The 13954-nt window shown below is 44.0% G+C and carries 10 protein-coding genes; 4 read left to right on the top strand and 6 right to left on the bottom strand.

Going from position 1 to position 13954, the window contains the following annotated elements:
* Nucleotides 1-49 precede the first annotated feature (49 nt).
* Nucleotides 50-1453, top strand: a complete 1404-nt coding sequence (glnG, locus tag AB4513_RS02655) for a nitrogen regulation protein NR(I) (RefSeq protein WP_009848040.1) — start codon at nucleotides 50-52, stop codon at nucleotides 1451-1453.
* Between the two features lie 108 nt (nucleotides 1454-1561).
* Nucleotides 1562-4135, top strand: coding sequence for an EAL domain-containing protein (locus AB4513_RS02650; protein ID WP_009848041.1), 2574 nt, complete (start codon nucleotides 1562-1564; stop codon nucleotides 4133-4135).
* A 125-nt stretch (nucleotides 4136-4260) separates the two neighbouring features.
* On the opposite strand, the gene hemN is transcribed toward AB4513_RS02650, so the two are convergent.
* The 5 genes from hemN to AB4513_RS02625 form a co-directional block, all read right to left on the bottom strand.
* A complete protein-coding gene (gene hemN / locus AB4513_RS02645; RefSeq protein ID WP_009848042.1) occupies nucleotides 4261-5652 on the bottom strand; it encodes an oxygen-independent coproporphyrinogen III oxidase in 1392 nt (463 codons plus the stop codon).
* Nucleotides 5653-5999: 347 nt separating this feature from the next.
* Complete coding sequence (locus tag AB4513_RS02640) at nucleotides 6000-6488, bottom strand: DUF2489 domain-containing protein (RefSeq protein ID WP_009848043.1); 489 nt, start codon at nucleotides 6486-6488, stop codon at nucleotides 6000-6002.
* A gap of 6 nt (nucleotides 6489-6494) precedes the next feature.
* The gene (yihI, locus tag AB4513_RS02635) at nucleotides 6495-7052 is read right to left on the bottom strand and encodes a Der GTPase-activating protein YihI (RefSeq protein WP_004735577.1); all 558 of its coding nucleotides are present in this window, start codon (nucleotides 7050-7052) and stop codon (nucleotides 6495-6497) included.
* On the bottom strand, nucleotides 7052-7690 hold the full coding sequence (locus tag AB4513_RS02630; RefSeq protein WP_004735576.1) for a class I SAM-dependent methyltransferase: 639 nt from the start codon (nucleotides 7688-7690) through the stop codon (nucleotides 7052-7054). The genes yihI and AB4513_RS02630 overlap by 1 nt, the downstream gene beginning before the upstream one ends.
* A gap of 557 nt (nucleotides 7691-8247) precedes the next feature.
* On the bottom strand, nucleotides 8248-8865 hold the full coding sequence (locus AB4513_RS02625; RefSeq protein WP_009848044.1) for a cytochrome c: 618 nt from the start codon (nucleotides 8863-8865) through the stop codon (nucleotides 8248-8250).
* 148 nt (nucleotides 8866-9013) lie between these two features.
* Between AB4513_RS02625 and yihA the strand changes: the two genes are divergently transcribed.
* Both yihA and AB4513_RS02615 read left to right on the top strand, forming a co-directional pair.
* Nucleotides 9014-9673 (top strand): ribosome biogenesis GTP-binding protein YihA/YsxC, encoded by a 660-nt coding sequence (yihA, locus tag AB4513_RS02620; protein WP_009848045.1) that lies wholly within the window; start codon nucleotides 9014-9016, stop codon nucleotides 9671-9673.
* Nucleotides 9674-9903: 230 nt separating this feature from the next.
* The gene (locus AB4513_RS02615) at nucleotides 9904-10503 is read left to right on the top strand and encodes a hypothetical protein (protein ID WP_009848046.1); all 600 of its coding nucleotides are present in this window, start codon (nucleotides 9904-9906) and stop codon (nucleotides 10501-10503) included.
* A 507-nt stretch (nucleotides 10504-11010) separates the two neighbouring features.
* On the opposite strand, the gene polA is transcribed toward AB4513_RS02615, so the two are convergent.
* Nucleotides 11011-13812 carry a DNA polymerase I gene (polA, locus tag AB4513_RS02610; protein WP_102257543.1) on the bottom strand — a complete coding sequence of 934 codons (2802 nt, stop codon included), beginning with the start codon at nucleotides 13810-13812 and terminating at the stop codon, nucleotides 11011-11013.
* Between the last annotated feature and the right edge of the window lie 142 nt (nucleotides 13813-13954).

Genomic DNA, 13954 nt, shown 5'->3' with positions numbered 1-13954 from the left:
AAAACAACAATGATTATCACAATAGATTTGGCTGCAAAGGATTTGAATTATGAGTAAGGGATACGTTTGGGTCGTCGATGACGACAGCTCTATCCGCTGGGTAGTAGAGAAAACACTTTCATCTGCGGATATAAAGTGTGAAACATTTGCTGATGCAGAGAGCGTATTACTTGCTCTTGAGCGCGAGACACCAGACGTTTTGGTGTCCGACATTCGCATGCCCGGCATTGACGGTATTGAGCTTTTGCATCAGGTTCATCAACGCTCTCCCGACCTGCCAGTGATCATTATGACCGCGCACTCAGACCTTGATGCTGCGGTCAATGCTTATCAAAAAGGCGCTTTTGAGTATCTGCCTAAGCCGTTCGATATCGATGAGACACTGACTTTAGTAGAACGAGCAATCGCCCACAGCCAAGAGCAAAAGCGAGAACAGGCGAGTGAAGCAGTAGAAGACACCAACGCGCCAGAAATCATTGGCGAAGCGCCTGCGATGCAGGAAGTCTTCCGCGCCATTGGTCGTTTGTCTCGGTCATCCATTTCCGTGCTAATCAATGGTGAATCAGGTACAGGCAAAGAACTAGTCGCACACGCCTTACATCGTCACAGCCCAAGAGCGAAAAAGCCCTTTATCGCCCTGAACATGGCTGCGATTCCCAAAGATCTCATCGAGTCAGAACTGTTTGGCCACGAAAAAGGCGCCTTTACCGGTGCTAACAGTGTTCGCCAAGGACGCTTCGAGCAAGCCAACGGGGGTACTCTGTTTCTTGATGAGATTGGCGACATGCCACTCGATATTCAGACTCGACTACTGCGCGTGCTGTCTGATGGCCAGTTTTATCGCGTAGGTGGACATTCTGCGGTTAAGGTCGATGTTCGTATCGTTGCCGCAACCCACCAAGATCTTGAGCGCTTAGTACATGACGGTGGTTTCCGTGAAGACCTTTTCCATCGACTCAACGTTATCCGAATCCATATTCCGGCACTGCGCGAACGTAAACAGGACATTGAAAAGCTGACTCACCACTTCCTAGCATCAGCCGCTGAAGAGCTTGGCGTAGAAGTGAAGACACTACACCCAGAGACCATTCTGAAGCTCAATCAGCTCAATTGGCCGGGTAACGTACGTCAGCTTGAGAACATTTGTCGTTGGCTAACTGTAATGGCGAGCGGCAGCGAAATACTCCCTTCGGATCTACCACCTGAGTTGTTGGAAGAGAAGGTTGTAATCAGCGAAGGTACTGATGGTAATTGGCAACAACTGCTGGCTAATTGGGCCAAGAGTGCGCTTGATTCCGGCGAAAAAGAGCTGCTGACTTATGCTCTACCCGAGTTTGAACGTATATTATTAGAGGCCGCACTCAACCATACTAATGGCCATAAACAAGATGCAGCGAAAGTTTTAGGATGGGGAAGAAACACCCTGACTCGTAAACTCAAAGAGTTGTACTGATCTATATATGCCTTTAGATACATATTTTTTAAAGCTAAAAAAGTGTCGCTTGCTTTGAATAGTATCGGTACAATTACAGTACACTATCTATCCAAACTGTAGCTAAAGATGTCTTTGAAAACACAAATTACCTTGAGAACCGCAGTGGTTCTGCCATTCGTGATGATATTTCTCTTCACTATGGGCGTAATGATTTTCACTCAAAAGCAAAGCTACAAGGAGATGGTGAGTGATATTAGTGCGCGCCAACTAACATCACTCACTGATAACGTTCATCAAAGCCTTGCCGATTTTTTAGAAAAGCCATTTCACGCTAACCTTTCACTAAGTCATAACATCGGTTATCACAACCTTTATAAAGAGGGAAATCTTAGTCAGGTTCAAGACTATATTCTTTACAAGTTTTCTGCGCATTTTCAAGCGATCCCTCAGCTTGATGTAATCGGCTTTGGTTCTGAAGATGGTAACTATGTCGGCTTTCGAAAAGAAACAAACCGCGGCTTAACTTTAATGGCTCGGGATGATCGAACTCAAGGCAAACTTGTCATTTATCGTGGTAATACGATTAGCGGAGACATTCGAACCACAATTTCAGGTTATGACCCTAGAGTTCGCCCTTGGTACACTCCAGTAGTGACACAGAACAAGGCTGTATGGTCATCAATTTATGCCAATGCAGATGAACGACAAGAGATCACTTTATCGGCTCTCGCTCCTATCTATAGTGATAACGAGCTCAAAGGTGTCCTCGCCAGCGATATTAAGATCAACACCTTTAATGCTTTTCTCAAGGATCTCAAAGATAAAACGGATGCCTCTGTTTATATTATTGATAAGCAACAGCGCTTAGTCGCTCATTCGGGCGGAGGCAGCGTGGTCTCTTGGGGAACAGGACAAACAGACAAAGGCCAGCGCTTGTTAGCAACAGAGAGTGCTAACGCGGTAATACGTGAAAGTGCCCGTTATGTAGATAAGTTTCATCTAATCGATGATTTAAATGTGCAGCGCTTTAGTTTTAATTTAGATAACGAACGATATTTCAATCAACTTACCCCTTATGAAGATGAGTACGGCATCACTTGGATTATTGGTATGTCGATCCCAGAAAGTAGCCTACTTGGTGAATTACCAAAAAACCAAAGAAACAGTTGGTTACTCGGTCTAACTCTCAGTTGCATTGGTATTATCGCTGGATTAATTGCCTTTAATCGCGTAACTCAACCCATCACTTCAACTGCAGGGGCAGCAAAGCGCCTCGCCAAAGGTGACTGGGAGACGAGCATGCCAAAAACGGGCAACATCTATGAAATTAGCATGTTAACTGCGTCATTTAATGAAATGACCAACAATTTAAAGGCTTCTTTTCAGGCGTTACAGGCTCAACTTACCTATGACTCATTAACCAAACTGTATAGTCGTGAAGGCTTTATTGATACAGCCAAGAAAAACCCTGAAAACGAAAAAGGTACACTTTATTTAATTGGTATTGACCGCTTTCGAGATATTAATGATAGCCTCGGCCATTACAATGGTGACCAACTGCTTATCATTGCGGCCGCTCGTTTAAGAGGTACGCTACCATCGAACTTCCTGTTAGCTCGAACTGGCGGGGATGAATTTGCGATTTACGCTCCTAACATCAATCAAATAGATGACGTTCAACTACTGACGAGTCGCTTACTTCGAATCTTTACCTCCCCATTTGCCATGGAATCAGAAAGCGTGGTCATCAAAGTATCAATGGGGGTCGTGAATGTCTCGAACGTCAACGACATTACACTGCTGCTACGCAACAGCAGTATAGCCTTGAGCAACGCAAAGCAAGACAAAACCAGTGTCAGTATTTACAACCCAGAAATGGGCAAAGCATCGAGATATCGTACCAAGATGCTGGCACGTCTTAACAAGGCAATTGATCTTCAGCAGTTCGAGCCTTTCTATCAGCCTATAATCGACCTTGAATCTGGAGCTACCATAGGTGCCGAGGCTTTGGCTCGTTGGGTAACGGACGAGGGTATAATCTCACCTTTGGAGTTCATTCCTTTAGCAGAAGAAACAGGATTGATCTACGACATTGGTAAGCAGATTTTGCACAAGTCATGTCGAGATACCGCAATTGCGATTGAATCTGGAAAATGGAATAAAGACTTCTCTATTCACGTTAACTTATCTGTCGACCAACTGAGTGAAAGCGGATTTATTGAATTGGTTAAAACCACGCTGCGTGACACCAAATTACCAGCCCAAAACCTGACGCTAGAGATCACTGAATCACGCATCGTCGACAATGACCAAACCATCATCGATAATATGCTGACGCTAAAAGCACTAGGCATCTCGATTGCAATTGATGACTTTGGTACCGGCTATTCGTCACTGGCTTACTTACACAAACTGCCATTTGATTGCTTAAAGATCGATCGCAGCTTCGTCAGTAAGTTGGAAAAAGAGAACCTAGACAGCTCCATCGTCGCGGCCATCGTCAACATTACCAAGGGTTTCAAAGTGAGTTTGGTGGCAGAAGGCGTTGAAACACAACAACAAGCTGAACTACTCAAGCAGCTTCAATGCCCATTAGCTCAAGGTTTCTTATACAGCCGTCCAGTTCCGTTTGACCAATGGCCTACCGACCTAGGCAGTAAGCTAAATGCCAAGTTTAAAACGAATAACAAAGTCGAATAAAACGCAGAGGCTAAACAGGGCACCAAAGAGAGCCGCGCCTAAATCAGGCAGAAACCGAATGAGTCAGATACAAAAATGCCAGCATGATGCTGGCATTTTTTATGTTTCTATTCTCTATCGAGTTATTAGATGACGCGAGAGAATTGCTGTTGGCGAGCCTTGGCACGTAGGTATTTATCAAAACACATACAGATGTTACGGATCAGCAAACGGCCACGCAAAGTTACGCGGATTTCTTTGTCATCGACTTCAACCAACTCATCGTTGATAAAGGTTTGTAGAAGCTCTAAATCTTCTTTGAAGTAGCGATTAAAGTTAACCGAGAACTCAGATTCGATCATTGTTTTATCAAGCTTGAAGTTACAAATCAGCTGCTTGATCACTTCACGACGTAGAAGGTCGTCACTGTCTAGTGCAACACCTTTCCAAAGTGCATGGCGCAGGTCATTCACTTGAGCGTAGTACTTCTTCAGCTCTTTCTGGTTTTGAGCGTAAGCATCACCGACCATTGAGATAGCAGAAACACCGAAACCAATTAAGTCAGCTTCACCTTGGGTCGTGTAGCCTTGGAAGTTACGATGCAGAATACCTTCACGTTGTGCTACGGCTAGCTCGTCTTCAGGTAATGCGAAGTGATCCATACCTATGAACTGATAACCCGCCCCGGTTAGCGTCTCGATAGTATCTTGTAAGATAGCCATCTTCTCTTTAGCTTCAGGTAGGTCTTCATCTTTTATCTTACGCTGCGCAGCAAACAGTTGCGGCATGTGTGCGTAGTTAAATACAGATAAACGGCCCGGCTTCATTTCTAACACTTGCTTCAATGTTTCAGCGAACAAAGCTTGAGTCTGCTTTGGTAGGCCGTAGATCAAATCCAGGTTAGTTGAACGGAAGCCTAGCTCTGTCGCACGTTGAACCATTGCAATAATGAACTCTTCATCTTGCTCACGGTTAACCAGCTTCTGTACTTCTTTATTAAAGTCTTGCACGCCAATGCTCAGGCGGTTGAAGCCTTCATTTCGAAGGTGGTCAAGTACGTCTAGCTCAATCTCACGCGGGTCAACTTCAATACTGATTTCAGCGTCAGCGGTGAAGTTAAACTCTTCACGCAAAATGCCCATCAAACGAGTGATTTGTGTTTTGGTCAAGAACGTTGGTGTACCACCACCGAAGTGCAGTTGAGTCACTTTACGGCCATTCAATAACGAGGCGCGCTGGCGGATTTCATGTTCAATCACATCCAAGTACTCATCCGCTTTATGCGAGTGACGAGTAATGACTTTATTACAACCACAGTAGTAACAAAGCTTGTGACAAAATGGGATATGCACGTAAAGAGAGAGTGGACGATCAGGATATTGAGTACACGCCATGTCGTAATCAGCGACAGTAAACGCTTCATGAAACTCCAACGCAGTTGGGTATGAGGTGTAACGAGGTCCCGAATAGTTGTACTTGTTTAAGATTTCTTGATCCCAAACGATTTGCTGATTCGTTGTTACTGGCTTGCTCGACATAGCGGTACTTCCAATTTAGATCCGCGAGAACCTAAGGTCTCTCAAATCATTTTACATACATTAAAATATAGACGGGTTATTTTGCCACACGACCAGTAAGGTCGTTCCAAGACAAAATCAATTTTTCAGACAAAAACTCAGAACTGCTAGCTTGATCACTAACAAAGCGTCGGGATTAACGAGACGCAAAAGGTAAGAAAGCCCATTTAACATTGTCTATTAAAAAGCAAGGCGACTTAAAAACAATATGCCTTTAAGACAAAGCGTCTTAAAGGCATAGGTATTAAAAGCAGCACGTCTTAAAAATGGAGTGTTCAACAAGCCTCTATATTAAATAGTCTTAGTGACTAGATCATCTGAATGTTGATTTGGTTGTTGAGAGGCTTAACCTTCTCCTGCAACCTTTTCAAATCTTCGATGACCGCATCATTCAAGCGAGTCTCTGCCTTATGGCGCGTGAGATTCTGCTGCATGCGATCTTTCTTCGTCAGTTCCTGTCTTGCATCTCCGCGAGCCATATCTTTTACGATATGGTACAGCTCAGAAAGAGCAGGATACTCAGAATCAAAATCGACACGCTCATCACCCTGAACGTTATCCATAATGATACACACTCGGATACTGATCTCAGGTAAGTCACACTGGCCTTGAATACCCGCTAAGCACAAAGTATTTACGTTTTCGTAAATCGTCGCGTTACGTTTTTCAATGGCAAGTGCTTGATGCTGCTTTTGCAACTCCGTCTGCTTCTTCACTTGAAGTAGAAGGTAACCTGCGTAAGAGCCCAAGCCGAGAATGATAATTCCACCAGCAATTGCTAATAAGGTTACGTTCATTGGCTATTAACCTTTAAAGCTGTCTAAGTCGAAATCTTCGAATTGAGATAGCAAGTCTTCGTCAGAGCTTGCTTTCTTCTTAGAGGCAACCGGTGCTTCTTCGAAGATCTCTTCTTCATCGTCTTCTGGCTCTAGCAGACCTAAGCGGCCCATTAGGTGTTCGATACGATCAAGTTTCTCATCAACAAACTTCTGCAGACCAGCACCTAGGTTTTCACCATTTTCGATACGATCTAGCAATGTGTTCAGTTGAGCATCATTCTCAAGCATCTCTAACTCTTGTTCGTTAGATAGCTTGCGCTCTTGTTTCGTCGACTTCTTCGCTGGTTCAACAATCAGCGGGATTTTTTTCTTGCTGCCTAAACGAGGGTCGCGAGCTAGTGCAGCTTTACGCTGTTTTGCTTCGCTACCATCAGAGTGACGGCTGCCAGACTTAAGGCCTTTACGCTTTTTAACACGCTTACGTTCACGACCTTCAACATCAGATTCACTACGGTTACGAGTAACCATAGGTTCCGGAGCGCCAAGTGCTCCCGGTTTTCTTGATTTCTTACTACGACCCATTACTGCACTTTCCTCAGTAAAATTACATCATTTCCAAAAAATTCTAGTTCGAGCTTATCCCGCTCTGCCAAAAACTGGAATGTTTGACGACTAAAGAAGACGACATGTGTCGGGTCATTCTTGTAGTGCCAACCAGCAAACGCGTCTACGTCTATTACTAGTTTAGTCATAAGACCAATCCAGCCCTTGGGTTTAACTAAATTCAACCATTGCTGCCACACTTTGTCTGGGTGATAAAGATGCTCTATCACCTCCGTGGCAGTCATAAAGTCATACGTTTTTTCCAACACAGAAGCTTCTGGGTGGTAATAGATATCGTACAACTCCATGGTGTGTCCGGCTTCTTCTAACATAATAGATAGCGTAGGGCCTGGGCCACAACCAAAATCCAACCCGTGTGAGTTAGATGAAATTTTGTCTGTTAGTGGATCCGCGATGCGAGATAGAAAACGGCGATAGCCTGCATCACTAGGATCGTTCTCATGGAGATCATAGTGTGCTTTCTCTTCTTTTGCTTCTAACCTTTGTTCAGGTTTAACAAATACCAGTTCACATTGCTGACACTGCAGATAGGCTCTGCGTTTGTCTTCAAAATAGTGATTCACGCCTTGGTGATGGCATAAGGGACAAGTATACATAGCACATCCTTAAACAGGGATGCGAAACATACCAGAAACTGAGTTTATAGTGGAGAGGTATTGGGTGTTTTTTCATCAAATCAATAAAAAAAGCGATAGGAAAACCTATCGCTCTCTAAATCTGCCTATATCGGCCAAAATTTGCATACTCAACTTGGTACACAAATCTCCATTTGTTATTGGTGCTTTCCATGCCAAATTTGTTTGTTGTTCATCGTCCTGATGAGTTTTGGCTATCCTTTTCTAACACCTTGTTGCTGGGCTGTCCTAGCCTGATCCGTTTCTGTCTATACCGTTAGACTAGATGACCATCCGTATCTAAGTCAGCTCCTAGCTGATGGCGGCTACTTTACCTTTTTACAAAAAGACTACAAGAGTGCGAGCTCACACTTTTGTACACAATTCGAACACGCATTGATAAATTAGACATTAACACAAACCGGATATATAAAATCAATACAAAAGAAAACGCCCCAACCATTACTGATCGGGGCGTCTCTTCAATCTCGCTCGAACGTACATTTCATTACTCTGGCTAAGAGCAAGAAACCGACATATTAGTGTAAACCACCAACGTACTTCGATAAGGTATCAATATCTGCGTCTGTTAACTTTTTAGCTACATCACGCATCATCGCATTCATGTCGTTATTACGGTTACCATCGCGGAATTTCTCAAGTTGAGCCTTGATGTAATCTGCGTGCTGACCTGAAATCTTAGGGAAACCAGAAAGTTCGGTACCATTACCACGAGGGCCGTGACAAGCAATACAAGCCGTTACGCCGCGTTCTGCGTTACCCGCAGTGTAAAGAACCTTACCTTCATCTACTACATTTTCAGGAGTAGAGTTACTAGAGATAGGGAGAGATGCGTAGTATGCCGCTAGGTCAGCCATATCTTCTTCAGATAAAGGCATCGCCATTGCACCCATTACAGGCTCGTAACGACCTTGTTTACCACCACTCGTCATACCTAGCTTAAGCTCTTTTAACTGCTTCTCTAGATACTTCTCATGTTGACCAGCCAGCTTAGGATACTGAGTGATCAGACTGTTGCCGTCAGCACCGTGGCAGGCAACACATGTTTGTGATTTGGCTTTACCAGCTTCAATACTACCTTGAGCCCATACTGAGCAGCTGGCTAAAAGACTCAAAATTAGCGCTAATTTCTTCATGACATTCCATTATAATTATCAAGCTTCCAGTACCACTCTATGTTGCCACTCATGGTACAATAGGCGACCTTATGCCGAGCACGGTTATTTTACACAAATTCACAAAAAAGTAATCAATCGACTACACAAAGTCGAGATGGAGTTAACAGTGAGCGTAAAAATTCATTATCAAAACACGCATTTCATTACCAGTGCACCTGATATTCGTCACTTACCAGAAGACGAAGGGATCGAAATTGCGTTTGCAGGACGCTCCAATGCTGGTAAATCTAGCGCACTAAACCGCGTTACAAACCAAAAAAGCTTGGCGAAAACCAGTAAAACCCCAGGTCGAACTCAGCTAATTAACCTATTTAAGGTTACCGACGGCTGTCATATTGTCGATTTACCGGGATATGGCTTCGCTCAAGTACCGCTTGAGATGAAGAAAAAATGGCAGAAGTCGCTAGGTGAATACCTACAACGACGTGAAAGCCTAAAAGGTTTAGTGGTATTGATGGATATCCGTCACCCAATGAAGGACCTTGACCAACAAATGATCTACTGGGCTATCGATAGCCGCATCCCAGTACAGGTTTTGTTAACAAAAGCAGACAAACTGAAAAGCGGTGCGCGTAAAGCACAGCTACTGAAAATCCGTAATGATGCGAAATCTTTCGGTGGTGATGTAGCGGTTGATGTCTTCTCTTCAATGAAGGGCATCGGCGTTGACCAACTGCGTGCCAAGATGGATGAGTGGTTTGCACCTGTGTTTGCTGATCAGATCATTGATGAGCTAGCGGACGAAGAGCAAAACGACTCAGAGTAATTCTTCTATCTATAGCTTTATCTATAATTAGAAGTTAAAGCACTTACAGCAAGTGATTTAGCCTTATTAATACCCTTCCTTATATAGGTGGGGTATTTTTTTGCCCAAAAATTAGTGAGTTAAACCTAAGTCTTGAGAATTAAAGACAAGATTAATCAGTTAGAAACGAGAGAAGTGAACCATACTAAAAGACACATCTAAATAAACAGAACAATGAGAAAGGAATACTCATGTGGAAAACACCATTGGCCATCATTGCACTTATGTTGATCTCACTGACAGGGTTCGCCTCTGAAGCAGAACAAGAACAAACCCCACTGATCAATGTTGATATGACCTTGGACTTGGATGGTATGGAAAAATACGCTCAAGACGCGAGTGAGTCTCTTGAGGTGATATCGCAATCTTTGCAGGCGATAGTCAACAACCCCAACCTCAGCAATGACCAACAACAAGCCTTGAATCAAACCGTTGAAAGCATCAATCAGCTTGCGAGCTCCACCAAGACATCACTCAATCAACTCCCACAAGTCTTAGACCAATCTCGACTCGCCTTTAAGAAAACCAGTCAATTACTGCTAGATGATATCCAAACTAAAATCATTATTGCGTTGGCAGCCGTTATCACTGTCATTGTTATCGCGTTGACCGCTATCTATCTACTTATCCTAAAACCCATGCAGCAAACCTTGGTGGAAGCGACCAACAATATCTCTTCTATGGCGCAATCTATCCAGATCACGGCCGAAGCTCTGAAATACAGCACAGAGAAACAACAGGAAATCATGGACTACATTGAGCATTCACCCACTCAATATACTGATAAATAAGACGTAAACGATCAATGCATTATGAGTCACTTGTAAAATAAAAGTTATTTTCAAGAATAAAACAATGCACTTAGAGACGGATTAAAATTACCAATTGCTGATTGAATTCCAGATCTAAGGCAATCAAGTGTTTATCACGGAGCTTAGGGAAAGCGTAACAAAAGGCACTAAAAATGGGAGATTTTACGGGGGAATAGTAGGTTGGAGATATTTTTCTTTCGCACAAGAAAAAACGCCCCAGTCAAATACTGACTGGGGCGGCTGAATCAGCCTAATCCAATAACGTGAAACAAAAGGTCTGAAAGATAGAACATCTTACCTCTGTACCCTACAAGATTTAATGTACAACAATTGCTCAGAAATGAAAACCATTTTTGTAGTTTTTTTTCATGAACGTTTTATTAAAACACCCAAAATCTTCTTATGACTTAACTTTATTCGAGACAAAAAAAAGCCAGTGTTTGTGCACTGGCTCATACTAATTTACTCAATAAGGTCAAAAACTGATTAGTGGGCTTGATCCCAGTTGTCACCGTGGCCAGCTTCCGCGACAAGCGGTACTTCTAGCTCTGCGGCGGATTCCATCAATTCTTGTACTTTACTTTCAATTTCGGCTAAAGCTGACTCTTCCACTTCGAAGACCAATTCATCGTGTACTTGCATAAGCAGTTTCACACGACCATCGCCTTCCGCTTGAATCCATTCATCAACCAACAGCATCGCTTTCTTAATGATATCTGCTGCTGTGCCCTGCATTGGCGCGTTGATTGCCGCACGTTCAGCAGCCTTACGACGCATGCCATTTCGAGATTGAATCTCAGGAAGGTGCAGACGACGACCGTAAATGGTTTCAACAAAGCCTTGCTCTGAAGCCGCGCTGCGTGTGTCTTCCATATACTGCATCACACCTGGGTAACGCTCAAAGTAAGTATCCATGTAGTGTTGTGCTTCGCCACGAGGAATACCTAGCTGCTTAGCCAAACCAAAAGCACTCATGCCGTAGATAAGACCAAAGTTAACCGCTTTAGCACGACGACGCTGCTCAGTGATCACACTCTCAATATCAACACCAATGATCTCAGCAGCCGTTGCCGCGTGGATATCTTTGCCTTGTTGGAATGCTTCCAGCAGCGCTTTGTCACCTGATAGGTGCGCCATGATACGCAATTCAATTTGAGAGTAATCGACCGCTAGAATCTTCCAACCATGTTGTGCAACGAATGCTTGGCGGATACGACGACCTTCTTCATTACGAATTGGGATGTTCTGTAGGTTTGGATCAGTCGAAGACAAACGGCCCGTCGCGGTCACCGCTTGATGATAAGACGTATGAACACGACCAGTCTCAGCGTTGATCATCTTCGGCAGTTTATCTGTGTACGTCGACTTAAGCTTCGCAAGACCACGATACTCAATGATCAACTTAGGTAGCGGGTAATCAAGCGCCAGCTCTTGAAGCACTTCTTCGTTGGTTGAAGGTGCACCTGATGGCGTTTTCTTGATAACTGGCAGACCCATTTTCTCAAACAGGATCGCTTGCAGTTGTTTTGGCGAGTTCATATTGAACTCTTGCTCTGCTATCTCGTAAGCTTTCTGCTCTAGCTCATCCAGACGAACCGCAATCTCTTGTGATTGAGCGCCTAGCAACATGTCATCAATGAATACACCAGTGCGTTCAATGCGAGACATCACAGGGATCAACGGTACTTCGATTTCTTCATAGATGGTTTTAAGCTTTTCATCTTGCTCGATGTTTTCCATCAGGCGGTTATGCAAACGTAGTGTCACGTCAGCATCTTCTGCAGCGTATGGAGACGCCTCACCCAGTTCAATCTGGTTGAAAGTAAGCTGTTTCTTGCCTTTACCTGCGATTTGCTCAAATGAGATGCAGCTGTGCTGAAGGAAACGCAGCGCTAGGCTGTCCATATCATGCTTGCCACCTACGCTGTTGAAAACGTAAGACGCCAGCATGGTATCGTGTTTGATGCCTTTCATCTCGATACCGTAGCGCGCTAGCACACTCATATCGTACTTCAGGTTTTGACCCACTTTAGCTTGAGCATCATCTTCAAGAATCGGTTTCAGTTGTTCAAGTACCCAATCACGATCCAGCTGTTGCGGTGCATCTAGGTAATCATGAGCAACCGGTACGTAAGCGGCAACGCCCTCGTCCGTCGCAAATGATAGACCGACCAAGTTCGCCACCATGTAATCAAGGCTGTCTGTCTCAGTATCAAAAGCAAACAATTCAGCTGCTTTAAGCTTTTCTAACCAAACATTGAATGACGCTTCATCTAGAATCGTTTCGTAGTTGCTACGATCAATCGTCACGGCAGACGTATTCATCTCTACAGTAGAAGCGCTGCTACGTACTGATCCAGCTCCCGCTGCGGAAGATTTCTCATCCGCCTCAACCACTCCGCTGCCACCTTCAAGGAGCTCGTTCAGCCAAGATTTGAAAACCAATTGACCGTATAGCTTGATCAACTCATCGATATTGGGTTGAGCTTTTACCAATGACTCAGGCGTCTCTTCAAGCTCAACATCTAGCTTGATTGTTGCAAGCTCGTAGGACATGTCAGCATTGGCTTTATTATCAGCCAGCTTCTTAGCCATCGTCTTCGAACCGCGGAAACCAAGCGCCGCAATATCATCAAGATTCTGATACAACTTTTCGATACTACCAATGCCTTGTAGTAAAGCCGTCGCTGTCTTGTCACCCACACCCGGAACACCAGGGATGTTATCGACTTTATCGCCCATCAGTGCCAAGTAATCGATGATCAGTTCTGGTGGGATACCAAACTTCTCAATCACACCTTCGCGATCCATTACCACGTTGGTCATGGTGTTGATCAGAGTAACGTTGTCATCAACTAACTGCGCCATATCTTTATCACCAGTACTGATAAGTACAGGCATCCCCATCGCAGAAGCTTGAGAAGCCAACGTACCAATCACGTCATCTGCTTCAACGCCAGGAATAGAGATAAGTGGCAAACCCATCGCACGAATCACATTGTGCAATGGTTCTATCTGGCAACGAAGATCGTCAGGCATAGGTGGGCGGTTTGCTTTGTACTCTGGGTACATGTCATCACGGAACGTTTTCCCTTTCGCATCAAAAATAACCGCAATACGATCAGAAGCAAATTGACGCATCATGCTGCGTAGCATGTTAACTACACCATAAACAGCGTTCGTTGGGATATCACCATTGCTCATGGTGCCAGGGTAAGCATGGAACGCGCGATATAGGTAAGAAGAGCCATCGATCAGAATCAATGGATTATCAGGAATACGAGCCATAATATTTGTGAATCCAGTAAGTACAGAAATTATCTGTTAAGAATGCCACGTCTGTTGGTTGGATTCCATGTTGTCGATCTGTATCCGTTCACTCGGTTGTATTCGTTATAATCGATTTGTTGTTATTTTTTGTTCTTAGACG

It is taken from the genome of Vibrio sp. 10N.222.54.E6, from assembly GCF_041473955.1.
Classification (GTDB): domain Bacteria; phylum Pseudomonadota; class Gammaproteobacteria; order Enterobacterales; family Vibrionaceae; genus Vibrio; species Vibrio tasmaniensis_A.
Note: the sequence above shows the minus strand (reverse complement) of the source record. Positions and strands in the feature narration are given on the sequence as shown.